This is a genomic window from Pseudomonas sp. MUP55 (genome assembly GCF_034043515.1).
Taxonomy (GTDB): Bacteria; Pseudomonadota; Gammaproteobacteria; order Pseudomonadales; family Pseudomonadaceae; genus Aquipseudomonas.
Map to the genome: position 1 here is coordinate 1,645,277 of NZ_CP138214.1, position 23,211 is coordinate 1,668,487.

Below are 23,211 nucleotides of genomic sequence, written 5' to 3' on the forward strand. Positions count from 1 at the left end.
CGTTAGCCGAGGGCGTTACGCGCACCAGCGTCGCTACGGGAATTCTGGTTGCCGGGCTTTTCAAGCGGTTCAGTCATCTCCCGCACCCGAAAAAAAAGCCTGCTGAACTCAACGCTCAGCAGGCCTTTTTGCGCATCTAACCCGATCAGGCAGGCTGCGCCACCAGGCTATTACTGACCTTGCGGCCCAATACCAGCACGGTGGCAAAACCACATCCCACCAACACCGTCGCCAGGCTCAACAACACCGAGCTACCCATCTGATCGACAATGCGCCCACCAAAGAACGAGCCCAGGGCGATGATCACCTGAAACAGCGCCACAAACAGTGGCATGCCCCGTTCTACATCCTTGGGCGCCACGACAAACATCCAGATGCTGGCGCAGGCGGGGAAAGCGCCGAAGGCGAAGCCCCAGAGGGCGATCAGCATCGCTGCGCCGGTCATGCCGGTGGCGAAGTAGGGGAACAGCGCAGTGCTGGTGCCGATCATCAGTGCAACCAGCAGCAGGGTATTGCGTACGCTGCGGTTGGCGGCGAAGCCGGCGAAGATATTACCCATCACGCCCGCCACGCCATACAACAGCAACAGCGAACCAATGGTTGGTCCGTCAAAGCCTGAACTGTGTTTGAAAAACGGCGCGACATAGGTGTACGCGGCAAAGTGGGCCAGGCCGATCAGCAAGACGGCGATCAACCCGACCCGAGCTTGTGGATTGATAAACAGGGCCGGCAGGTCGCGAACCTGAATGGCTTTTTCCGGGGTGAGTCGGGGCAGCAGGAAGACCTGCGCCAGCAGCACCGGAATACCCACCAGCGCGGTGACCAGAAAGGTCATGCGCCAGCCCATCAGGCCACTGAGCCAGGTACCCACAGGCACGCCCAATACGGTGGCGAGGGTCACGCCCATCATGATGATCGAAGTGGCTTTCGCAACCCCCACGCCTTTGGGCGCCAGTCGCCCGCTGAGCGCGATGGCCGTCGCCCAGAAGCCACCAATGCTGATGCCGAGCAAGACGCGGCCGAACAGCAGCAGGCTGAAATCACTGGCGAAGGCCACCACCGAGTTGGCGATGATCATCACCAGCGTCAGACCGATCAGCAAATAGCGACGGTCCATCGCGCCGATGCTCACCGACAGGAACGGCGCAGCGAGGGCGGCCATGATACCGGGCAGTGTCACCATCAGGCCCGCGTGACCGGCGCTGATACCCAGGTCGCTGGCGACGTCATTGAGCACGCCCACCGGGAGAAATTCGCTGGTCACCAGGGCAAAAGCGCCCACGGCGACCGAAAGAATCGCCAGCCACTGCTGTTTGACGCTTTGTTGATTATGTTCGGGAAGCCCGCTAGGGGCCTGGCTCGCGCTTGGCATGGGGTTGGGTTCCAGGAGGAATGTCGCCTGAAGCCAGGCGGGGAGGGGAATTTGGAAGGGATTATAGGAATCAGCATCGGCAATCGAGCAGGCGCTCGTTTCGATAGTAATCATCAGTGCTATCGATGTGACGAGGAGTCGGTTGTTCAATCGGCACTATCAACGAAAGGCCTGCTGATCAGTTTCAGCAGGTTGTTTTCATCCATCGTTGGTGTTAATTTTCATCGCCCTGCAACAGCGCAGCGTAGTCCTGCCCCCCGTAAAATACGCCCACGATTGATACCGTTTCGCAATCAGGCGCCACCCTGAAGGCGATGATGGTGTGGCGACGATAATGAGTGATGCGCAGGCCTGTCAGCAGGTCGTCGCGGCGCACGCCACGCAAGGGAAACAGGGCAAGGCTTTCGCAGTGGCCGACGAGGTTGTCTATGAAACGCGCGGCTACGGATGGGGAGCCGACATCGCTGATGTAATCTTCCAGAGCATCGAGTTGCGCCAGGACTTCAGGCGAAAAGACGACCGAGTGGCTCACGCTTGCCCTGTGCCTCTGCGCTGGCGCTTGACTGTCATATGTGCGCGCACCTGCTCAGCGGACAACCCGAGCTCAGGCTCAGCCTCGAGGGCGGTCGCTGCGGGAATGACTTCATCCTTAAGCCAGTTTTCCATGGCACGGTCACGCGCCAGCAGCGCCCGCAGGCCGTCGCGAATCACTTCGCTTTCAGTGGCATATTCGCCGCAAGCCACCTTGGCTTTGACCAGAGCAGCCATTTCGAGGGGAAGCGTGATGCTAATTTGCTGGGTTGAACGCATTGGGGTCTCCGCCGGCAGTGGGTAGGATTCAATCCTACTTGACCATTGGCGCGATGCAAGAAGCAACTGATCGATGCCGATATCCGGCGTCTCTTCGTCCATCCAGAACTGATAGGTTTCCATGAGTGCTACATCTCCCGTTGTGTAAGTCAGGCCGCAAGTATTGACCTGTTTTGGCGATTGCGTGGTCGTAGGCGGCTGATAACCTGCTGATATGTATGACTCGATATGTGTAACAGGGTTATCCGGACAAAGCCGTCCCGCCACACATGGCGTCCCACCGGCTCCCATACGATAATGCTCGCCATCCCGACCACTTTGGCTTCCTTCCCGTGATCATCAACTTCGACCTCAACGACCTCCAGGCCTTTCGCGCCGTGGTAGACAAGGGCAGTTTTCGCGGCGCCGCCGAAGCGATCCGAATCTCGCAGCCGGCCCTCAGCCGACGTATCGAAAAGCTTGAGTCCGCACTCGATGTAAAACTGTTCGAACGCACCACGCGCAGGGTCAGCCTGACCATGGTCGGGCGGGCGTTCCTGCCTCAGGTCGAACGCATGCTCGACGACCTCGATATCGCCTTGATGGGCATCAGCAACGTCGCGTCCACGCGCATGGGTAACGTCACCATTGCCTGCGTGCCGTCCACCGCGTACTACTTCATGCCCCATGTCATTTCCGAATTCCACAAGCTGTATCCGAAGATTCGTTTGCGGGTACTGGATGCCAGTGCCGGTGAGGTGTGCAATGCGGTAGAAAGTGGCGAAGCGGATTTTGGCGTGAGCTTCAGCGGCAGCCTGGCGGATGAAGTGGAGTTCGAGTTGTTGCTGCAGGAGCGCTATGTGCTGGCCTGTCGTCGTGACCATCCGCTGGCCACGCGGGAGAGCGTGACGTGGACCGAAGCCTACGAGCATGACTACATCACGGTGGACAAAACCTCGGGCAACCGCTTCCTGCTGGACCAGGCCCTGCGCGGTGTGCGCGTGAAAAAACCGAGTATCTGCGAGACCCACCACGTGACCACGATGATCGGTTTGGTGGAGGCGGGGTTGGGCGTGGCGATGGTGCCGTCGATTGCAATGCCGGCGTGCGAACACCCGATTCTGGTGAGTGTGCCGCTGGTGGAGCCGCACGTGATGCGCAACGTGGGCTTGATCAAGCGCCGCGGGCGGACATTGCCGCCCGCGGCGCTGGAGTTGGAACGGTTAGTGCGGGAGATGCCGTTTCGCTCAGCGTGACACCGAGTCCAGCCCGGTGGATTGCACCACCGGTTGAGCTTCGGGCGATGCCATGAACTGCAGCAGCGCCTTGGCCTCTTCCGGGTGTTCGGCATTGACCGGAATGCCCGCTGCAAAACGCGTAACGGACTGCACATCTTCCGGGATCTTGCCGACAAACGTCACGCCCTTGACCGGCAACAATTCCGCCACCTGCTGCAAACCGACTTCGTAATCACCCTTTGCCACCTGCTCGCCCACCGGTACACGTTCGATCATGGTGCCCTTGGCCGGCATGCCGAGCTTTTTGAACAGCTCTTTCTCCACATACACACCGCTGGCGCTGTCCGAGTACGCCACCGACTTGGCCTTGCTCAATACGGCCTTGAGTTCGGCATCGGTGCCGATGGAAGGTTTGACCGCACCTTCCTTCACCACCAAGCCAATCCGCGAATCCGCCAGTTCCACGCGGGAGGCGGGGTCGACCTTGCCTTGTTTGATCAGCTCATCCAAAGCGTAGCCGACCATGATCACCACATCGGCGTGTTCGCCACGGGCCAGGCGATTGGGAATCGCTTCCGGCGCCTTGCCCATCGACGGGCCGAGAATGGTGTCGAGGGTGTCACCGCTATGCTTGGCATATTGCGGGCCGAGCAATTTATACGCGGCGGTGAAGCCACCGGAGGTCATCACCTTAAGTTCTTCAGCCTGTGCTGACAGCGACAGGGCGCCCAGCACCATGGCGGTGAGGGCTTTGAACAGCGGCTTCATTGCGCAGCACCCTGCATGACCTGGCCTCGGGTATTGGCACGGCGATACAGCGCCAGGGTGGAACACAGCGCGCACAGCGCAGCGAACATCATCCAGTAGGCTGGCGACGCCTTGTCTTCGGTGATGTGAATGAACCACGTGGAGATTGCAGGCGTGAAGCCACCGAAAACCGCGGTGGCCAGGCTGTAGGCCAGGGAAAAGCCGGCAACGCGCACTTCTACCGGCATGATTTCAGTCAGTGCCGGGATCATTGCGCCGTTGTACATGCCGTAGAGGAAGGAGAACCACAGCAGGGTTTCCAGCATGTGTGCAAAGCTTGGCGCGTTGACCACGTAGGACAACGCTGGATAAGCCGTGAGAACGGTCAACACGGTCATGGCGATCAGTACCGGCTTGCGGCCAAAGCGGTCGCTCAGGGTGCCGCCGATCGGTAGCCAGACGAAGTTGGACACCGCCACCAGCAAGGTCACCAGCAGCGCATCGGAGGTACTCAGTTGCAGCACGGTCTTGCCGAAGGTGGGGGCGTACACCGTGATCAGATAGAACGCAGTGGTGGTCATCGCCACCATCAGCATGCCGCCAATCACCACGGTCCAATTTTTCACCAGGGTGGCCATGACTTCACGCATGGTCGGGCGATGTTTGCGTTTGGCGAACTCTTCGGTTTCCTGCAGGTTACGTCGCAGCACGAAGATAAACGGGATGATCACGCAACCGACGGCGAACGGGATGCGCCAGCCCCAGTCGGCCACCACGGCTGGTTCCATCCAGACATTCAAGCCATAGCCCAGTGCGGCGGCGACCACGATGGAGATCTGCTGACTGCCCGACTGCCAACTGGTGTAGAAGCCCTTGCGACCAGGCGTGGCCATCTCGGACAGGTACACCGACACACCGCCCAGTTCCGCACCGGCCGAGAAGCCCTGCAACAGACGACCCAGCAGCACCAGCAACGGCGCCCATAGGCCAATGGTGTGGTAACCGGGCACCAGCACGATCAACAGCGTGCCGCTGGCCATGATCGAGAGGGTGACGATCAGGCCTTTGCGCCGTCCCACGTCATCGATATAGGCACCCAGAATGATCGCGCCCAACGGACGCATCAGAAAGCCTGCACCGAACACGGCAAAGGTCATCATCAAGGATGCAAATTCGTTGGCGGCGGGGAAGAAGGCAGCAGCGATGTAGGTGGCGTAGAACCCGAACAGAAAGAAATCGAATTGTTCGAGGAAGTTGCCCGAAGTGACGCGCAATACGGCGCCTACTTTCGAGGGGGCAGCCGCAGGCCGGGAAGGGCTAGTCATGGTTTTGTGTCTCCAGCGTTCTTTTTAAAGTGCTTGTTTCGCTTAAGACTTGGGATAGTGGCTGACACATTTAGAAATGATAAGTGACAAATTTGGATAGATTGATGCGTCATGGCTATCAATCAAAGTGCGCTGCTGAAAGCCGCTCCTTGTTCTATGCTTGAAACCGTGACCAATTCTTATGGATGGGAGGTGGCTATGGGCAATGAACCGAAGCAGCACAACGAGCAGGAGAGCGAGCAACCCCGGCAGTGGCCCGAGGAAGAAAAGCCGCAAACCTGGAAGCACCCGGACGACGGCACGGAACTCTCCGAGCGGGATCAGGAGTTTCCGCTGAAACCGTGAGCTGCGAACCAAGGCGTGAAAATTGTGGCGTGGGCTTGCCCTAATGCCAGTCAACAGCAAGCAGCCCAAGCGACCTTTGGCGAGGGAGCTTGCTCCCGCTGGGCCGCGAAGCGGCCCCAAACAATGGGCCTGCTGCGCAGTCCGACGGGAGCAAGCTCCCTCGCCACGGGTACGGTTTTCACCTCACATCAGGGCAAGCCCCGCTTTCACAATGGCTATAAATCTTTCTGGGAGCCCATGAAACCCGCGACCTAGACAAAACTGATGCGTCTACCGACATAGACGCCGCCCCATTGCCTTTCTAAACTGCGGCTTGTCTTGGGGAAGGGGCAGGCGCCGATGAATCGCAATGAATTACGCAAGGCTGATATCAACCTGATGGTGGTGTTCGAAGCGCTGATGCTCGAGCGCAACGTGACGCGTGTAGCGGAGAAGCTGTTTCTCGGCCAGCCAACCATCAGTTCGGCTCTCAATCGTCTGCGCACGTTGTTCAACGACCCGTTGTTCATCCGTGTCGGCCATCGCATGGAACCCACCGCGCGCGCCGAGGAAATTATCCAGCACCTGTCACCGGCGCTGGATTCGCTCTCTTCAGCCTTGAGCCTGACCCACGATTTCGACCCGTCCATCAGCACCATGACCTTTCGTATCGGCCTGTCCGATGATGTTGAATTCGGTCTGCTGCCGCCGTTGCTGCGGGCGCTGCGTCAGGAAGCGCCGCAGGTGGTGTTCGTCGTGCAGCATGTGGATTATTGGCGCATTCCCGACCTGCTGGCCTCCGGCGATATCACCGTTGGCATCACTCAGACCCGCGGCCTGCCGGCCAATGCCAAACGTAAGCTGTTGCGTCATATCCGGCCTTGCCTGCTGCGCGCCGATGCATCCGATACACCGCTGACCCTCGATGAATATTGCGCACGGCCCCATGTGCTGGTGTCCCACACCGCCAACGTGGCCGGGTTTGCCGATGAATGGCTGGCGGAAATCGGCCGCAAGCGGCACGTGGTGCTGTCGGTGCCGCAATACAGTTCGCTTCCGGCATTGCTCGCCGGCACCGACATGATCGCCAGCCTGCCGGACTACACGGCCCAGGCCATGGCCGCTGGCGGCAATCTGTTCTGCGAGGCGTTTCCATTTGAGACGCCGACCCTGGACCTGTCGATGGTCTGGCTCAGCCACGTCGACACCGACCCGGCGGAACGCTGGATGCGCTCGCGGCTGGAGGCGTTCATGAGTGATCGAGGGCTCGGCTTACAGGTCTGAGGCCTGCTTGCTTGTTGTATATTCAGCCAACTTCCTACAAAAAAACCGGAGAAACCCATGCCACATCTGCACTTGGAATACACCGCCAACCTGGCGCAACTGGACACCGATAAGGCTCTGTTGCGCCTTAACCATGCGCTGGTGGCTTCCGGTCAGTTTGGCGCCGAGTTCGACATCAAGAGCCGTACAGTCAAAGTCGAGAGCTTTCGCGTAGGCACCGGCTTGGGGGAGCGGGCTTTTGTCGCGGTACGCCTGGCATTGCTCAGTGGGCGCTCGCCGCAGATCAAGCAGCAACTGTCGCAAAGCCTGCTGGCAGTGCTGCAGGACCTGGGCCCCTGGCCTGAGGGTGTGCAGGTGCAACTGAGTGTCGAATTGCGGGATATGGATCGCGACGCCTATAGCAAAGAAGCAGTGGGGAGTTAAAAGCGGCAAGCGCCAAGCTAACCGCGACCCTGGAACCTCTTGCAGCTTTCAACTTGCCGCTTGCAACTGCTCCTCACACACCTTCACCACTTGCTCGCGAAACCAGGTATTGGCGTTGTCCTGTTCGCTGGTTTCGTTCCACTGCATCTGCAGGGTAAAGCCCGGCAAGCCGTTCGGGGCTTCGCAAAACCCGTACGTCGAGGTCGACGCCAGCAGCTTTTGCACGCGGCGGGGCAGAGTCACGATGAAGTCGGTACCGCTGATCAACTTCAACGCTGCGCTGTAGCTGTTGGCGCGCGCGATCACCTGGCGTTTGTGGGCTTGTCGCGCCAGCCAGCCGTCGATCATGTTGGTGTCGGAGGTCCAGGGGGTGGGAAACACGTGGCGTCGCTCAACGAAGGCTTGCAGGCTGAAGGCCGGTTCCCGGGGCGCCGCGCGTTTGTCGAAGACGCACACCAGGTCGTCTTCGAGCAGCATCTGGGTTTTGAAGTCTTTATGGGCGCGGTGAAAGTTCGGGCCGAAGCAGATCACCAGATCGAGGCGGCCTTCGCGCAAGTCGTCGGCGGGAATCTCGGTTTCCAGCTTCTGTACGTTGACGATGACCGGCAGGTCGGCGCGGTCGAAGTTTTTCAGCAGGCGCGGCAGGATCAGCTGTTCGAAGTATTCCGGGGCGCACACATTGAAGGTCACAGCGTTGCGGGTCGGGTCGAAGTCCTGGCCACCGGCGTGACACAGGTTGATGCTCTCGAGGATTTTCTGCACGTGGCCGTACATCGTGGTGGCCTTGTACGTGGGACGCATGCCTGCTCGCGTGTTGATAAACAGCTCGTCTTCGAAACTGGTGCGCAATTTCTTCAGGCTGTAGCTCACGGTGGACTGGCTGACGAACAGTGTTTCGGACACATCGGTAACACTGCTCTGGTCGTAGACAGCGATAAACACCATCAAGTCCTGCATATCGAGCTTTCTGAGCAAGTTACTGTTTAGCATCGGTTTCGTCCGTAAACCCTTTGTACCGAACTCAGTACAAGACTGAGCAAAATGTTAACGGAACGCTCGTACCAATAGAAAGCTCTGTAGGACTCTTCTATGTTTTGAGTGGGACAAATAGTGTTTACAACACGACCTCAGCGGATATGTTTCGCGTAATGCTGCGGATTGAAACGTGTGACCATCAGCAGCATGACCACCACCACAGCGGTCAACGACCACCAGGCCCATTCGAAGTTGCCCAACCGGTCGCGGAGCATCCCGGCAATCAGCGGCGAGAGCCCGGCGATCAGGTAACCGATGCCTTGCACGAACGCGGTGAGACCACCGGCACGGCGCGGGTTGTCGAGGTGGTCCAGGGACAGGATCAAGCTCATCGGAAACAGCCCGCCGATACCCAGGCCGAGCAGGCACGGCCACAACAGGCTGACGTGCTGGGGGCTGAGGATCAGGCCGCAGAAGCCGAGGATGATCAGCACCAGCAATACCGCGACTACGCTGCGTTTATCCCGGCGGCGGTTGGCGATGGCGGGGGTTGCAAGGCCCGAGACGACCTCCATGGCGGTGAGCAAACCCAAGAGCAAGCCGGCCTGCTGTTCACTCCAGCCCTGCTCGACGTAATACGGCGCCAGCCACGCCAGCACACAGGTGTAGGACGCCGTGCCGAAGCCAAAAAACAGCGCCAGCAGCCAGGCCCGGCGATTGCCAAAAAAGGACTCCTGCGGGCCGCTGTCGACCTGCGGCAAGGGCGGTAGCGCCGAACGCTGGGCGTACCAGAACACCAGCGCCAGCAACGCCAGCGCTGCCCATATCGCCAGGCCGATGCGCCAACTGCCGGTGTGCACTTGCACAAACGGCGAAAACGACGCGGCCAGTGCGGCACCGCCCATGATCGCCGTGACATACAAACCCATGAACAACGAAACGTTATCGCCAAAGCGCGACTTGATCAGCGCCGGCATCAACGCCTGGATCAGCGCAATCCCTAGGCCTGCCGCGATGGCACTGACGATCAACTCCAGCGCCGAATCCAGCCACAACCGCGACAATGTCGCCGCCCCAATCACCAGCAGCGACACCACGATACTGCGGTGCTCGCCAATGCGCCTGGCCAGGCCCATGCCAAAGAACATCGCCAGGCCCATGCCCATCACCGGCAACATGGTGAGCAAGGCTGCGCTGCTGAAACTCAGCGGCACATCCGTGCGAATCGACGACAACAACGGACCCACAGCCGCCATTGACGGGCGCAGGTTAAGGGCAACCAGCACCACACTGATCATCAGCCACACGGCAGTGGCGGGTTTTGCGTGAAGGTTTTCCATGGGCCTGCCTTGAATGAACAAGCGTGAATCAGGCCACGGGCGCAGCGGTGGAGCAAATCAGAAAGTCGCAGACGCTATTGAAAAATTGCGGCCAGCTGAGCGTCGCTTATAGAGGGGGGAACGTCCAATTTTATGGGGTCAGTTCAGAGCGTGGGAACGATCAAATAAAAAGTGGGCACAGTCAAATGTGGGAGGGGGCTTGCCCCCGATGAGGGAGTGCCTGCTTATGCATTTCTCACTGAACCACCGCTATCGGGAGCAAGCCCCCTCCCACAATTTTTACCCGGTTGTGTCAGTAGCCTACGGTGAAGCGCTTGCGCGAGTGCTTGGGTGTTTCCACTTCATCGAGCATGGCAATGGCGTAGTCGGCAAAACTGATCGAGCTGTTACCGTCACTGCTGACCAGCAGATCATCCTGGCCCAGGCGGAATTTACCGGTGCGCTCGGTGCCATCGAACAGCGCCGACGGCGACAGGAAGGTCCAGTCCAGTGCCTGCTCCTGACGCAGCTCGTCGAGAAACGCAGCCCCCGCGCTGGCTTCAGCTTTGTACTCAGCCGGGAAGCCTGGGCTGTCGATCACCCGGCTGCCGTCCGGCAGCAGCAGCGAACCGGCGCCACCCACCACCAGCAGGCGTTTGACCCCGGCCTTCTTCACCGGGCCGATCACGGCACTGGCGGGCAACGTGGCAAAGTGCGCCGCACTGATCACCACATCGCTGCCGCTGATGGCCTGTTGCAGGGCATCGGCATCCAGGGCATCGACTTGCCTGGCGGTGACGCCGGGGCGTACGGCCAGTTTGTCGGTATGGCGCGCGATGGCGGTGACGGTATGCCCCCGGCGCAGCGCTTCTTCCAGCAGTTGGCTACCGGCACGGCCGGTGGCACCAATAATTGCGATCTTGCTCATGAGGTTCTCCAGTCAGGTCAGGGTTTAAAACCAATCACCACTTCATTTCGCCCTTGGCGACTTTGGCGCTCAATTCCAGCGAGCTCTCGTCGGCCAGGGTCGGGTAACGCTTTTTCATGGCCGCGATCAGGGCGGCGGAATCCTTGGCCTTGGCGGTTTCGATGTCGAAGGCCTTGATGTAGTCGGCGGTAAATTTGACCGACGCGGGTGATGGCGTGCCCAGGTAGTGGCCCGGAATCACGGTTGCAGGTTTCAGGTCTTCAATGCGTTGCAGGGTGGCCAGCCAATCCTCATGGGACTGCGCAGTCTGGGTGTCGGCCATCCACACGTGAATGTTCTGCGCGACCACCACACCACCGACCACGGCCTTGATCGACGGAATCCACACAAAGCTGCGGTCCGGCTGCGGGCCGTCCAGGCCGATGACGTCCAGTTGCTGCCCTTCCAGCGTCAGGCTGTGGCCTTGGAGTACCTGCGGTACGAGGGTCTTGGCCGGTTTGTCGGCGCCCATTTTCGGGCCCCAGAACGCCAGCTTGTCGGCGACGGTGGCGTTGATATGGTCGACCACCGCTTGTGGTGCCAGCACTTTCGCGTCGGGGAAGGCGGTGGTGAGGGTGTCGAGGCCGAAGTAGTAGTCCGGGTCGCCATGGCTGATGTAGATGGTGGTCAGGTGCTTGCCACTGGCGCGGATTTTCTGCACCAGTTGCTCGGCCTGGCCCTTGCCGAATTGGGCGTCTACCAGGATCGCGTCCTTGGCGCCGCTGACCAGCACCGAACTGACGGGGAAAATCGCCGCTTCGCCCGGGTTGTACACGTCGAGCTTCAAGTCCGCCGCCATTGCGCTGGCGGCGAAGGCCAGGGCGGCCGTGGCCAGGGTCAAGCGTTTAACAGTCGAAAACATGGGGCAGCTCCTGCCATCGGTAAGGGATGCACAGAGCTTAGTTGCATAAAACACCACAAAAAATGCGATGCTGGGACATAGTTTGTTTCTGAAAGCGGGCAAATCATGGATCGTCTTCAAGCAATGCGCGTGTTTGTCACCGTGGTGGACCTGGGCAGTCAATCCGCCGCCGCCGATCATCTTGACCTGTCGCGCCCGGTGGTCTCGCGCTATCTGGCCGAATTGGAAGACTGGGTCGGCGCGCGCCTGCTGCACCGCACCACGCGCAAGCTCAGCCTCACCGCCGCTGGCGGTGAAACCTTGCCACGTTGTCGGCAATTGCTTGAATTGAGCGCGGATATGCAGGCCGCCGTCAGCGAGCCCGATGACGCCCCTCGGGGCCTGTTGCGCCTGAGCGTCAGCACCTCCTTCGGCCAGGCGCAGTTGGGTGCTGCGATTGCCGAGTATGTCAAACGCTACCCGTTGGTGACGGTCGACCTGCAAATGCTTGATCGCACGGTGAACCTGGTGGATGAACGCATCGACCTGGCGATCCGCACCAGCAATGACCTGGACCCCAATTTGATCGCCCGGCGCCTGACGGTGTGTCGCTCGGTGGTCTGCGCTACGCCGGCTTACCTGCTGGAGCACCCTGCCCCGCAGAAAGTCGAAGACCTGACCCGGCATAACTGCCTGACCCACTCCTACTTCGGCAAGAGCCTGTGGCATTTCGAGGAAAACGGTGAGCACGTATCGGTGCCGGTGCACGGCAACATCACCGCCAACGAGGCCAGTACGTTATTGCGTATAACCCTGGCTGGGGCAGGGGTGGCGATGCTCCCCAACTATCAGGCCGGCGACCTGATCCGCAGCGGTGAACTGGTGCGCCTGCTGCCTGACGCCGAGCCGCGGCAGATGAATATTTACGCGGTGTACGCCTCGCGCAAACACATGCCCTCGGCGTTGCGCAGCCTGCTGGATTTTCTGGTGCTGCGGTTTCCCGAGGCGCCTGTGTGGGACGTCGGTCTATAGGGGGATAAACGCGCTGAATGGCCTGCAATCATGGCAACTTGCCCTGAGTGACCTATGCTTTAAACAGCACCGTGTAGATCCGCCAGGAGGTGTGCCATGAGCATCAAAACCAGAAAGTACCTGATGATTGTCAGCCTGTGCGCATTAGCCAGCGCACTTTACGGCACGGCTGCGTATCGGGTGGAACAGACCCGCATGCAGCCAACCTTTGCGATCAGCTGCCACCAGGACCTGTGCCTGCCCCGCAGCGGCAGTTTCAGCGCATTGCGTTGACCAGTAAGCCGATTGATTGAAGACCCGCGGGAGCGCTTTTACGCCAGGTCGGCCTTCAACTGCTCGCGAAACGCCTTCGGTGAGAACCCCACTCTGCGGCGGAACAATCTCGAAAAGTTGGTCGGGTCGGAAAACCCCAGCACCTCGGACATTTCATTGATCGTCATGCTGGTGTAAGTGAGCAGGCGCTTGGCCTCCAGCAACTGGCGGTCATGCATGATCTGCAAAGCAGGCTGCCCGCCCAATTCCCGACACGTGCCATTGAGGTGTGAGACCGAGATGCCCAGTTTGTGGGCCAGGTCTTCAATCTTGGGGTGTTCGCGGTAATGCTGTTCGACCAGTTGGGTGAAGCGCCGGAAGTATTCACGACTACGGGGCACCCTGGGGTGGCGCCGCTGAATCGCCTGACGGCTGACCCACACCAGCAGCACACTGACCAGTGCGTGCAGCATCATGTCCCGTGCCGGTTGCTCATCGGCGTATTCGTCCTGCAGACGGGTGAACAGATTGTTGAGGTAGTCGCTGTCCTTGCCCGCCGGGTAGCTGCCCAGGGTCTGCAGACCATCGACCGTGCTGCCCAGTTGCGCCTGTAAATGGCTGACCAGGGGCGCCGACAGGGTCACCACGTAACCTTCGACATCTTCGCAAAAGCGAAAACCGTGCACACACAGTGGTGGCAGTACTTGCAGGCTGGCTTCGTTGAGTGTGCTGCGCTGGCCTTCGATTTCCAGGTGTGCCTGACCTTTGTGCACGTAGAGCAACTGGCACAGGTCCGCGTGCCGGTGGGGCTGGATCTCCCACTGGTATTCCCGACTGCGCCGGGAAATGGTTTCGCAGTGCAACAAATCGGGGGTTGGCCACTGCTGGCTTTCCCCGTAAAGCTTGAAGACCGGAATCGCGGTGTTGGTCATGGTTTCAATCCGATACTCAGGATAGTGGTTCGGTAATCGCCCCGATTGGCAAAAAGCGCAGGCTTTTAAGCAGTTTTCACCTTCTTATGCTGCTCGCTCAAGTGAAAAATGTCAGCCACACGTCCAATGACAACTCTTTCACTCGTTCGGTTCGGGTGAAGCTTGCAGGCGATAAAAATAATGAAAACGCTGAAAACCCAAGTCGCCATTATTGGCGCCGGTCCTTCGGGATTGCTGCTCGGCCAGCTGCTGCACAATGCGGGCATCCAGACCCTTATCCTAGAGCGCCAGAGCGCCGATTACGTGCAGGGCCGCATCCGCGCCGGGGTGCTGGAGCAAGGCATGGTAGACCTGCTGCGCGAGGCTGGCGTGAGCCGACGTATGGATGCCGAGGGCCTGGTGCACGACGGTTTCGCCGTGGCGCGGGACGGCGGACTCACCCACATCGACCTCAAGACCCTGACCGGCGGCCGGTCGGTGATGATCTACGGCCAGACCGAAGTCACCCGCGACCTGATGGACGCCCGTGCCGCTGCCGGCGCCACCACCTTCTATGAAGCCGCCAACGTGCAGCCCCACGACCTGAAAAGCGATCACCCCTGGCTGACCTTCGAGCATCAGGGCCAGACGTTTCGCCTGGAGTGCGATTACGTCGCTGGCTGTGATGGTTTTCACGGCGTGGCCCGTCAGTCGATCCCGCCCGAGGCGCTGCAGGTGTTCGAGCGCGTCTATCCCTTCGGCTGGCTGGGCATCCTGGCCGATACGCCGCCGGTGCATCCGGAGCTGGTGTACGCCACGCATCCGCGAGGCTTTGCGCTGTGCAGCATGCGCTCGCCAACCCGTAGCCGTTACTACTTGCAGGTTCCCGCAGCGGAACCCTTGGCCGCCTGGTCGGATGAGCGTTTCTGGGAGGAGCTGAAAACCCGCCTGCCCGTTGACCTGGCGCAACAACTGGTCACCGGCCCGTCCATTGAAAAAAGCATCGCCCCGCTGCGCAGCTTCGTGGTGGAACCGATGCAGTACGGGCGCCTGTTCCTGCTCGGCGACGCTGCGCATATCGTGCCGCCGACCGGGGCCAAGGGCCTGAACCTGGCGGCCAGTGATGTGAGCACGTTGTTTCGGATCTTGCTCAAGGTTTATCGCGAGGGGCGTGTGGAATTGCTCGAACGATACTCGGCCATTTGCCTGCGCCGGGTGTGGAAGGCCGAACGGTTTTCCTGGTGGATGACCTCGATGCTGCATCAGTTTCCCGAGGCGGACGGCTTCAGCCAGCGCATTGCCGAGAGCGAACTGGACTACTTCATTCACTCCGAGGCAGGGCGCAAAACCATCGCGGAAAATTACGTCGGGCTTCCTTACGAGGCTATCCAATAGCCTGCTATCGTATTGAGCATTCCCGCAGGCTGCCATTGCCTGCGGGCCCTGCTCAAAGGTTCTGCCGTGACTCATCTCAATCAGCCCGCTCCAACCGTTCCCGCCGTGCGCAGCATTCTCGCCGCACTGATGCTGGCCATCTTTCTCGGTGCGCTGGACCAGACCATCGTCGCCGTGTCGATGCCCGCGATTTCCGCGCAATTTCATGACGTCCACCTGCTGGCCTGGGTGATCTCTGGCTACATGGTGGCGATGACGGTGGCGGTGCCGATCTACGGCAAGCTCGGCGACCTGTATGGGCGGCGGCCGATGATGTTGATCGGCATGGGCGTGTTCACCGTCGCCTCGCTGTTCTGTGGGGTGGCGCAAAGCATGGAACAACTGGTGCTGGCGCGGATTATCCAGGGCATCGGCGCCGGCGGGATGGTCTCGGTGAGCCAGGCGATCATCGGCGACATCATCCCACCCCGCGAACGCGGCCGTTATCAGGGGTATTTCAGCAGCATGTACGCGGTGGCCAGCGTCGCCGGGCCGGTGTTGGGCGGTTACATGACCCAGTACCTGTCCTGGCGGTGGGTGTTCCTGATCAACCTGCCGCTGGGCGCGGTCGCCTGGTATGTGGCCCATCGCACCCTCGTGGGACTGCCGGTGCCGCAACGCAAGCCGATCATCGATTACCTCGGCACCGTGCTGATGATCATCGGCTTGACCGCCTTGTTGCTCGGCATCACCCAAATCGGCCAGGGCCATGCCTGGCATGACGACCAGGTACTCGGGCTGCTGGCCTGTGCGCTGTTGGCGTTGAGCGTGTTCGTATGGCATGAGCGCCGCGCGCGCGAGCCATTACTGCCGATGCACCTGTTCGTCAACCGCAGCGCGGTGTTGTGCTGGTGCACGATTTTCATCACCAGCTTCCAGGCGATTTCCCTGACGGTGCTGATGCCGTTGCGTTACCAGACCGTGACCGGCGCCGGGGCCGACAGCGCGGCCCTGCACCTGTTGCCTCTGGCGATGGGGTTGCCGATGGGCGCCTATTTCGCCGGGCGCATGACTTCAGTGACGGGCCGTTATAAACCGATGATTCTCAGTGGTGCTGTGTTGAGCCCGTTGGCGATTCTTGGCATGGCCTACAGTGCGCCCGAGGCAGTGGGGCTCACGTCATTGTTTATGCTGTTGTGTGGAATTGCGGCCGGGATGCAGTTTCCGACGTCGCTGGTGGGGACGCAGAATTCGGTAGAGCAGCGTGATATTGGCGTGGCTACCAGCACGACGAACCTGTTTCGTTCCCTGGGTGGGGCGGTGGGGGTGGCGTGTATGTCGGCGTTGCTGCTGGCGTTGCTGCAGGATGTGAGTTTTGCCCATTTTGCCAATGGGGCGCTGATGGGGGAGGGGGGCTCGGGCAATGCGTTGCTTGATGGGCTCAACGCTGCGCCTGGGCTGGCGCGGGATGCGTTGCGAGGGGAGTTGGCGGTGACGTTTCGGCATTTGCTGATGGTGAGTGCGGGGGTGTCGTTGTTTGGGTTGGCGGCGGCGGTTGCGATGCCGAATCGGGTATTGCGGGGGCGTGAGGATAAGGTTGATCGCTGATTGGGGCGATTGAGATCAATATCAAAAGCGACTCGCTGCGCATCGTAGATAGGCAATAATCGGCGCCGTACTGTGGCGAGGGAGCTTGCTCCCGCTGGGGCGCGAAGCGGCCCCGCTTTTTTAAGACTGGGACTGCTGCGCAGTCCAGCGGGAGCAAGCTCCCTCGCCACAGGTTATTGATTGGCTGAGCGGTTGCGCACCCTCCGCTGTAAGAGCGGAACCGCCAGCCGGCGCTACCCAAATAACGGATATGTACTCAACCAATCAGGGACTGTAATACCCCACCGCCACCATCAAACGCCCCGTCTTACGCAAATAAGCATGCTTGTTCTCAACCTTCCCCGTCACCGGATTCTTCCACCGATATTTGTACTCCCCCTGATCCTGCTCGCTCATCAACTGAAGAATCGGCTCCCCCACAGGCTTGCCATCCGGGTCCTTGACCTTGGCAAAATCGGTATTGATCAAACGCAGGTTAGTGCCATGCGCCACATAGCGGCGCGTGTCCAGGTCCACCACGAACACATAGAGATCATCCTGCAGAAACCCTCCCTGTAATGAGTTGATCGCCTTGAGCGTCCCCGCTTCATCCTTCACCAACGCGTTCACTGCCTTGTTACGCAGCGCCCGCGCCTGTTCCGGCGTGGCCCGCGGCAGGTAATAGCCGACCGCCAGGATGCGCTCGCCCACCCGTTGGTAAAACACGTGCTTGTTTTCAACCTTGCCGTCATTCCAGTTCTGCCAGCGATAATCGGCCTGCTGGATACCCTGGCCTTCCGGCGCGCTGATGGCTTGCTTGAACGAGGCTTGCAGATCAGGCCCGAGTACCTCTGTCACGTCGCGACCGATCAACGCCGAAGAGGGGCCGCCACTGGCCAGCAGCACGCCTTTTGTGTCGACCACGAAGACGTAGCGGTCCTGGTCGATGAATTCACCCTGGCGGCTGAACGCGGCCAGCGCCTTGTCGCCATTGCTCTGGTAGTACGCCAGGGCTTTTTCCAGCAACGCCCTGGCCGCTTGGGCGTCTGCATCCTGGGCCGTAACGGCGTGCACCTGGCTACCGCACAACAGCAGCAGCCAGGTGAGTCGCAGCAGTGTCTTCATTTAACCGTCCCTCGCACGTGTTGGAATCACAAGAGCGTAGACGGTCAATCAGCGATCAGAAGGGTTTGGTCGGCAGGTATTTGCCGTCCAGGGTGATCACCGCCCGGGAACCACCGTCCGGGTCCTCGACTTTCTTGATGTCCAGCTTGAAATTGATTGCGCTGATGATGCCGTCGCCAAACTGCTCATGCACCAGGGCCTTGAGGGTGGTGCCGTAGACCTGCAGCATTTCATAGAAACGGTACATCGTCGGGTCAGTCGGCACGCCGCCGGGGAAGCTGCCGCGCAGGGGTACGCTTTGCAGCAGGCGGCTGGCGTCCTGGTCCAGACCGAGCTTTTCGCACACGATGTCGGCAGCGTCTTTGGGCAGCGGATGCTGGCCGAGCAGGGCAGCGGTGACGAAGGCCAGGCTCAGGCCGGTGCCGTCGGCGAGGTCCTGCCAGGACAGGTCCTTGCGCGCCTTGAGGTCGATAACGGTGTCGGCCAGGGCCAGGCGTGGGGTTTGGGAGAAGTTGGATTGCAGCATGGTGATGTCCTCTGGGTTGAAATAGGGTTCAGGCGGCGTGGGCGCGAGTGGTCGGGTGTTCAAGCAGGGACTGAAAGCGTCCGCTGCGTCCATCCAGAGCGTCGATGCCACCGGTTTCGATGTCGTACACCCAGCCGTGCAGGTTCAGCCGGCCTTGCTCCAGCGCCAGCGCGACGGACGGGTGAGTCTTGAGATTAGCCAATTGGGCGACCACGTTTTCACGCACCAGGGCATCCAGGCGCGCCGCGTCCGAGGCATGCTGGCGTGCCGCATTGATCACTTTGGCCGACTCGGCATGGCGCAACCAGTTGGCCACGGCGGGCAGGTGTTCCAGGCATTTGCAGGTAGAAATGGCGGTCATCGCACCGCAGTCGGAGTGGCCGCAGATCACGATGTCGCTCACACCGAGTACCGCCACCGCGTATTCGACCGTGGCCGACACGCCACCCGGTTCCGGTCCGTAGGACGGCACTATGTTGCCGGCATTGCGGATGACGAACAGGTCGCCAGGTTCCTGCTGGGTCAGCAGCTCCGGGACGACACGGCTGTCGGAGCACGACACGAACAGCGTGCCGGGGTTTTGCGTGGTAGCCAGGTGTTTGAACAGGTCGCTGCGCTGGGCAAAGGCTTCGCTCTGGAATTTGCGAAAGCCGTCGATGAGATGCTGCATGGTGTTTCTCCTTGCGTTGCTGATGGGGCAAGGATGAAAGTTTTCAGCTATAGCGTCCAAGACCGGCTTATTATGGTTTCTATAAGTACTGCCTATAGTTGGAGCGTCCTCGATGTTGCTGCGCCATATCCGTTACCTGCTGGCCGTCGCCGAGCACTGCAATTTCACCCGCGCCGCCGAAGCGCTGCATGTGTCGCAGCCGACCTTGTCGCAGCAGATCAAGCAACTGGAAGACAGCTTGGGTGCGCCGCTGCTCGATCGCTCCGGGCGCAGCGTCAGCCTGACGGATGCGGGGCAAGCCTATGTGCGCTTTGCGCGGCTGGCCTTGCAGGATCTGCAGGCCGGTACCCGTGCGATGCATGACGTGCAGGACCTCAGCCGTGGGCACCTGCGCCTGGCGATCACGCCAACGTTCACCGCCTACCTGATCGGCCCGTTGCTGGCGCGCTTCCATGGGCTGTACCCGGGCATCAGCGTGAGCGTCGAGGAATTGACCCAGGACCGCATCGAGGCCGCGCTGGGTGAGGATTTGCTGGATATCGGCATCGGCTTTACCGGCGAGCACGGTGCGGATATCGACTGCGAAGCGCTGTTTGACGAGGCGTTGAGCGTGGTGGTGCGGGCCGATCATCCCGAGGTGGATCGCCTGGCGTGGTTCGAGCAGCCGCTGGTACTGCTCGATCCGGGTTTTGCCACGCGCCGCTATATCGATGACTACTGCCGCCAGCAAGGCGTGAAACCGCGCATTGTCATGGAGGCCAACTCCATCAGCGCGATCATTGAAATTGTGCGCAACACGTCACTGGCAACCATCCTGCCCCAAGCGCTGGCCGAGGCGCAGGCCGGGTTGCAGGCCGTGACTATCGAGCCGCCGTTGCCGCACCGTACGGCGGCGCTGCTGAGCCGCCGCGGCGCCTATCGCAGCGCCGCGTGCGCGGCCTTTGTCGAGCTGATCACGGCGCCGCCAGCCACTGACTGACAATGCCGTCATACACCCCGGTGGCCACGCTCAGGTGCAGCCATTGGTCGACGTAGCTTTTCCAGGCCACATCGTCGCGGGGCAGCAGGAAGGCTTTCTGGCTGTACTGCATCTGCCGCTCGGGGTTGACCGCACACAGCCCCGGTTTTTGCTTTTGCTGGTAACGCGCTTCGCTGGCGTCGGTGATCATCACGTCGGCCTTGCCCGCCAGCAGTTCGTCAAAAATCGTCACGTTGTCGTGCAGGCGTATCTGCGCCTGGCCCAAGTGGGCGCGGGCAAACACCTCGTTGGTGCCACCGGCCGGTTCGATCACCCGCACCTGGGGCTGGTTGATCTGTTCGACGCTCTGGTAGCGCTGCACATCGGCGCAGCGCACCAGCGGGATCTTGCCGTCGACGCCCAGCGGCTCGCTGAAGAAGGCTTTTTTCTGGCGTTCCAGCGACACCGAAATCCCGCCCACGGCAATGTCGCAGCGCTGCGCAAGAAAATCCGGCATCAGGGTTTTCCAGGTGGTGGGCACCCAGGTAATCGTCGCGTTGAGGCTCTTGGCCAGGGATTCGGCCATGGCGATGTCGATGCCTTGATAGCGGCCATCGGCACGCAGCGAGGTGTAAGGCATGTAGTCGCCGGTGGTGCACACGGTCAGCGTGCCACGCTGCACAACCTCATCAAGGCGTGACGGGCTGGTATCGGCCAGGGCGGCGGTTGCCACGCTCGCCAATACCCACAGGGCTAGAGGAGCTTTCATGCGGTCGAGTCCTTGGGGCAGGTCGGGCGGTCATTATTTCCAGCGTCGGGCAGGGTGGCAAGGCACAACCCACAGCGTTGCGGATTATCGACAACATGAACCGAAGGGCTTTCGACCTTTTTTTCACGTTGCAGTGGTTAAGCTGCGGATCAAGGTCGTTCACTTCCGTTATATCCACATGAGCCCGCGATGTCGTCACAACCTCCATCCTCCATCGAGACCGAATTCACCGAACGCTATGACCGTGAGCATGCCAGGGTCTGCGGTGACACGCGTCCGCCTCGGCTGTTGCAGCGCCTGGGCGCGTGGCGCGATGCACGGTTGGTGCGCCATGCATTGAAGGTGGCCGGGGAGCCGGGGTTGATCCTGGACCTGGCTTGCGGCTCCGGGCGGTTCTGGCCGGTGCTGGGTGAACACGTCAATCGGGTAATCCTGGCGTCGGACCATTCCCAGGAAATGCTCGACCATGCCCGTACCCATCATCCGGCGGCGCTGCTCAAGCGCGTCAAGACGTTTCCCGGTTCGGCATTTTCCATCGGCCTCTCGGCGAACGCGGTGGATTGCATCTTCTGCCTGGAGTTGTTTCGCCATGTGCCAAGCACCGAGGTGCGCCTGGCGTTGCTCCGTGAATTTCACCGCGTGAGTCGCGACACCGTGATTGTGTCCGTGGACTCGCGCACCCCGGTCGAGGATGAGTTTCGCCAGGCCGGCTTCAAAGTCTTGAACCGCCAGGAGTTCATGCCGGGCTCCACGCTGTGGTGTGTGTATGTCCTGCGTAAGAAGGGATAACTCCCGCTTGTCGGACTATTCTTCATCTCCTGTCTGAGTTTTCATGGTTGCCTGTGCACTGCGGATGCTCGCAAGTCCCTTTCGCGATATATACTGCGCGCCATTCTTCAAGGGAGAGCCGTGTGGCCATCGATATTCACTGGATCTGCGACAACGATAGCCTCGGCCAGCATTGCGCCCAATGGCAGCAGTTGCCATTCGTCGCCCTCGACACCGAATTCATGCGGGTCGACACCTTCTATCCCATTGCCGGGCTGATCCAGATCGGTGATGGCGTACGCGCTTACCTGATCGATCCCCTGACCATCGACAACTGGCAACCCTTGGCCGCCTTGCTGGAAAATCCAGCGGTGATCAAGGTGGTGCATGCCTGCAGCGAAGACCTGGAAGTGCTGTTGCGCCTGACCGGCAGCCTGCCGGTGCCGTTGTTCGACACCCAATTGGCCGCGGCTTACCTGAACCTGGGTTTCTCCATGGGTTATTCGCGCCTGGTGCAAGCGGTGCTCGACATCGACTTGCCCAAGGGCGAGACGCGCTCGGACTGGCTGCAGCGGCCCTTGTCCGAAACCCAGGTGAGTTACGCCGCCGAAGACGCCGTGCACCTGGCCGAGGTGTACATCCGCCTGCGCCCGCGTTTGTCGGATGACAAGTACGCCTGGGTGCTGGAAGACGGTGCCGAACTGGTGGCCAACCTGCGTCGCGAAGTCGACCCGTACGAGGTGTACCGCGACGCCAAGCTGGCCTGGAAACTCTCCCGCGCCCAACTCGCCGTACTGCGTGAACTGTGCGCCTGGCGCGAGCAGCAAGCCCGTGCCCGTGACCTGCCGCGCAACCGCATCATCCGTGAACACTCGTTATGGCCCCTGGCCAAATCCCAGCCGGATAACCTCGCCGCCCTGGGCAAGATCGAAGACATGCACCCGCGCACCGTGCGTCAGGACGGCCAGTTCCTGCTCGACCTGATCAAGCGCGCGGGCAGCGTGCCCATGGACCAATGGCCACCTGCGGTGCCTGAACCGCTGCCGGTCGACGCCGCTGCGCTGATCAAGCAACTGCGCGCCCTGGGCCAGGCCGAAGCCGAGCGCCTGGACATGGCGCCGGAACTGATGCTGCGCAAGAAAACCCTCGAAGCCCTGGTTAAAAGCGGCTATCCCGATGGGCCTTACCAATTGCCAGACTCGCTGCGTGGCTGGCGCCGCGAGTTGATGGGCCAGGCACTGCTCGACAGCCTGGCCACTGCCGGAGAACAGCCTTGAAACGTATTTGCTCCATTTATCGCAGCTTGAAAAAAGACGGCATGTACCTCTACGTCCTCAAAAGTGATGCCTTGGAGCGGGTGCCGGAGCCGCTGATGGCTGCCTTCGGCAAGCCGCATCATGCGTTCGACATGGTGCTGACACCGGAGCGCAAGCTGTCGCGCGAAGACATCGCCGTGGTCCTGGAAAACCTCGACAAGCAGGGCTACCACCTGCAAATGCCACCGGCCGAGGACGAGTACATCGAACACTTGCCCGAAGAGCTGCTGCGCCGCAACGACCCGATGTGATCGGTGGGTGCCCGGTGCCGGGCACAGTCTTCAACGCAATCGTAATGAGTTGGCGGTGGCCGTAAGGA

The 23,211-nt window shown here is 60.7% G+C and carries 26 protein-coding genes; 12 read left to right on the plus strand and 14 right to left on the minus strand.

Features of this window, described 5'->3' with window-relative positions; all coding sequences use genetic code 11:
• Nucleotides 1-145: 145 nt before the first annotated feature.
• The 3 genes from SC318_RS07375 to SC318_RS07385 form a co-directional block, all read right to left on the minus strand.
• Nucleotides 146-1,372 carry an MFS transporter gene (locus SC318_RS07375; protein WP_320430232.1) on the minus strand — a complete coding sequence of 409 codons (1,227 nt, stop codon included), beginning with the start codon at nt 1,370-1,372 and terminating at the stop codon, nt 146-148.
• Between the two features lie 214 nt (nt 1,373-1,586).
• Nucleotides 1,587-1,904, minus strand: a complete 318-nt coding sequence (locus tag SC318_RS07380; RefSeq protein WP_320430233.1) for a type II toxin-antitoxin system RelE/ParE family toxin — start codon at nt 1,902-1,904, stop codon at nt 1,587-1,589.
• Nucleotides 1,901-2,182, minus strand: a complete 282-nt coding sequence (locus SC318_RS07385) for a ribbon-helix-helix domain-containing protein (protein ID WP_320431199.1) — start codon at nt 2,180-2,182, stop codon at nt 1,901-1,903. The genes SC318_RS07380 and SC318_RS07385 overlap by 4 nt, the downstream gene beginning before the upstream one ends.
• A 332-nt stretch (nt 2,183-2,514) precedes the next feature.
• Between SC318_RS07385 and SC318_RS07390 the strand changes: the two genes are divergently transcribed.
• Entirely contained in the window at nt 2,515-3,417 is a 903-nt protein-coding gene (locus SC318_RS07390) for a LysR family transcriptional regulator (RefSeq protein WP_306492039.1), read from the plus strand.
• Here the strand turns inward: SC318_RS07390 and SC318_RS07395 are convergent.
• Together SC318_RS07395 and SC318_RS07400 are read right to left on the minus strand one after the other, a co-directional pair.
• The gene (locus SC318_RS07395) at nt 3,409-4,167 is read right to left on the minus strand and encodes a substrate-binding domain-containing protein (protein WP_320430234.1); all 759 of its coding nucleotides are present in this window, start codon (nt 4,165-4,167) and stop codon (nt 3,409-3,411) included. The two genes, SC318_RS07390 and SC318_RS07395, sit on opposite strands and share 9 nt — an antisense overlap.
• Nucleotides 4,164-5,471 carry an MFS transporter gene (locus SC318_RS07400; protein ID WP_124385599.1) on the minus strand — a complete coding sequence of 436 codons (1,308 nt, stop codon included), beginning with the start codon at nt 5,469-5,471 and terminating at the stop codon, nt 4,164-4,166. The genes SC318_RS07395 and SC318_RS07400 overlap by 4 nt, the downstream gene beginning before the upstream one ends.
• Nucleotides 5,472-5,582: 111 nt before the next feature.
• On the opposite strand from SC318_RS07400, the gene SC318_RS07405 reads away from it, so the two are divergent.
• From SC318_RS07405 to SC318_RS07415, 3 genes are all read left to right on the plus strand, one after another.
• Entirely contained in the window at nt 5,583-5,816 is a 234-nt protein-coding gene (locus tag SC318_RS07405) for a hypothetical protein (protein WP_320431305.1), read from the plus strand.
• Between the two features lie 339 nt (nt 5,817-6,155).
• Nucleotides 6,156-7,079, plus strand: a complete 924-nt coding sequence (locus tag SC318_RS07410) for a LysR substrate-binding domain-containing protein (RefSeq protein ID WP_124385603.1) — start codon at nt 6,156-6,158, stop codon at nt 7,077-7,079.
• A 57-nt stretch (nt 7,080-7,136) separates the two neighbouring features.
• Nucleotides 7,137-7,502 (plus strand): 5-carboxymethyl-2-hydroxymuconate Delta-isomerase, encoded by a 366-nt coding sequence (locus SC318_RS07415; protein ID WP_320430235.1) that lies wholly within the window; start codon nt 7,137-7,139, stop codon nt 7,500-7,502.
• 48 nt (nt 7,503-7,550) lie between these two features.
• On the opposite strand, the gene SC318_RS07420 is transcribed toward SC318_RS07415, so the two are convergent.
• The 4 genes from SC318_RS07420 to SC318_RS07435 form a co-directional block, all read right to left on the minus strand.
• Nucleotides 7,551-8,492, minus strand: a complete 942-nt coding sequence (locus tag SC318_RS07420) for a LysR family transcriptional regulator (protein ID WP_306492043.1) — start codon at nt 8,490-8,492, stop codon at nt 7,551-7,553.
• A 137-nt stretch (nt 8,493-8,629) separates the two neighbouring features.
• Nucleotides 8,630-9,817, minus strand: a complete 1,188-nt coding sequence (locus tag SC318_RS07425) for a cyanate transporter (protein ID WP_320430236.1) — start codon at nt 9,815-9,817, stop codon at nt 8,630-8,632.
• A gap of 292 nt (nt 9,818-10,109) precedes the next feature.
• On the minus strand, nt 10,110-10,724 hold the full coding sequence (locus SC318_RS07430; protein WP_320430237.1) for an NAD(P)-dependent oxidoreductase: 615 nt from the start codon (nt 10,722-10,724) through the stop codon (nt 10,110-10,112).
• A 34-nt stretch (nt 10,725-10,758) separates the two neighbouring features.
• The gene (locus SC318_RS07435; RefSeq protein WP_320430238.1) at nt 10,759-11,625 is read right to left on the minus strand and encodes an MBL fold metallo-hydrolase; all 867 of its coding nucleotides are present in this window, start codon (nt 11,623-11,625) and stop codon (nt 10,759-10,761) included.
• 105 nt (nt 11,626-11,730) lie between these two features.
• On the opposite strand from SC318_RS07435, the gene SC318_RS07440 reads away from it, so the two are divergent.
• Nucleotides 11,731-12,636 (plus strand): LysR family transcriptional regulator, encoded by a 906-nt coding sequence (locus SC318_RS07440; RefSeq protein WP_320430239.1) that lies wholly within the window; start codon nt 11,731-11,733, stop codon nt 12,634-12,636.
• A gap of 96 nt (nt 12,637-12,732) precedes the next feature.
• Nucleotides 12,733-12,909 (plus strand): hypothetical protein, encoded by a 177-nt coding sequence (locus SC318_RS07445; RefSeq protein WP_306492048.1) that lies wholly within the window; start codon nt 12,733-12,735, stop codon nt 12,907-12,909.
• A 38-nt stretch (nt 12,910-12,947) separates the two neighbouring features.
• Here SC318_RS07445 and SC318_RS07450 read toward each other — a convergent pair whose 3' ends face one another.
• Nucleotides 12,948-13,820, minus strand: coding sequence for a helix-turn-helix domain-containing protein (locus SC318_RS07450; RefSeq protein WP_320430240.1), 873 nt, complete (start codon nt 13,818-13,820; stop codon nt 12,948-12,950).
• 189 nt (nt 13,821-14,009) lie between these two features.
• Here SC318_RS07450 and pobA point away from each other — a divergent pair, with 189 nt between their 5' ends.
• Together pobA and SC318_RS07460 are read left to right on the plus strand one after the other, a co-directional pair.
• Nucleotides 14,010-15,194 carry a 4-hydroxybenzoate 3-monooxygenase gene (gene pobA, locus SC318_RS07455; protein ID WP_413817637.1) on the plus strand — a complete coding sequence of 395 codons (1,185 nt, stop codon included), beginning with the start codon at nt 14,010-14,012 and terminating at the stop codon, nt 15,192-15,194.
• A gap of 66 nt (nt 15,195-15,260) precedes the next feature.
• A complete protein-coding gene (locus SC318_RS07460; RefSeq protein WP_320430242.1) occupies nt 15,261-16,781 on the plus strand; it encodes an MDR family MFS transporter in 1,521 nt (506 codons plus the stop codon).
• 264 nt (nt 16,782-17,045) lie between these two features.
• Here SC318_RS07460 and SC318_RS07465 read toward each other — a convergent pair whose 3' ends face one another.
• Genes SC318_RS07465 through SC318_RS07475 form a run of 3 tightly spaced genes read right to left on the minus strand, consistent with a single transcriptional unit; the run spans nt 17,046 to nt 19,081 of the window.
• Nucleotides 17,046-17,885 carry a cache domain-containing protein gene (locus tag SC318_RS07465; protein ID WP_320430243.1) on the minus strand — a complete coding sequence of 280 codons (840 nt, stop codon included), beginning with the start codon at nt 17,883-17,885 and terminating at the stop codon, nt 17,046-17,048.
• Between the two features lie 55 nt (nt 17,886-17,940).
• Nucleotides 17,941-18,411 (minus strand): cyanase, encoded by a 471-nt coding sequence (gene cynS / locus SC318_RS07470; RefSeq protein ID WP_306492053.1) that lies wholly within the window; start codon nt 18,409-18,411, stop codon nt 17,941-17,943.
• Nucleotides 18,412-18,439: 28 nt separating this feature from the next.
• Nucleotides 18,440-19,081, minus strand: coding sequence for a carbonic anhydrase (locus SC318_RS07475; RefSeq protein WP_320430244.1), 642 nt, complete (start codon nt 19,079-19,081; stop codon nt 18,440-18,442).
• A 112-nt stretch (nt 19,082-19,193) separates the two neighbouring features.
• Here SC318_RS07475 and cynR point away from each other — a divergent pair, with 112 nt between their 5' ends.
• Nucleotides 19,194-20,060, plus strand: a complete 867-nt coding sequence (gene cynR, locus SC318_RS07480; RefSeq protein WP_320430245.1) for a transcriptional regulator CynR — start codon at nt 19,194-19,196, stop codon at nt 20,058-20,060.
• On the opposite strand, the gene SC318_RS07485 is transcribed toward cynR, so the two are convergent.
• A complete protein-coding gene (locus SC318_RS07485; RefSeq protein WP_320430246.1) occupies nt 20,035-20,808 on the minus strand; it encodes a transporter substrate-binding domain-containing protein in 774 nt (257 codons plus the stop codon). The two genes, cynR and SC318_RS07485, sit on opposite strands and share 26 nt — an antisense overlap.
• 189 nt (nt 20,809-20,997) lie before the next feature.
• Between SC318_RS07485 and SC318_RS07490 the strand changes: the two genes are divergently transcribed.
• The 3 genes from SC318_RS07490 to SC318_RS07500 all read left to right on the plus strand — a co-directional run bounded on the left by SC318_RS07490 (nt 20,998) and on the right by SC318_RS07500 (nt 23,143).
• A complete protein-coding gene (locus SC318_RS07490; RefSeq protein WP_320430247.1) occupies nt 20,998-21,597 on the plus strand; it encodes a class I SAM-dependent methyltransferase in 600 nt (199 codons plus the stop codon).
• A 122-nt stretch (nt 21,598-21,719) separates the two neighbouring features.
• Nucleotides 21,720-22,853, plus strand: a complete 1,134-nt coding sequence (rnd, locus tag SC318_RS07495) for a ribonuclease D (protein WP_320430248.1) — start codon at nt 21,720-21,722, stop codon at nt 22,851-22,853.
• Nucleotides 22,850-23,143 carry a YcgL domain-containing protein gene (locus SC318_RS07500; protein ID WP_124357485.1) on the plus strand — a complete coding sequence of 98 codons (294 nt, stop codon included), beginning with the start codon at nt 22,850-22,852 and terminating at the stop codon, nt 23,141-23,143. Before rnd ends, SC318_RS07500 begins: the two co-directional genes overlap by 4 nt.
• Nucleotides 23,144-23,211 lie beyond the last annotated feature (68 nt).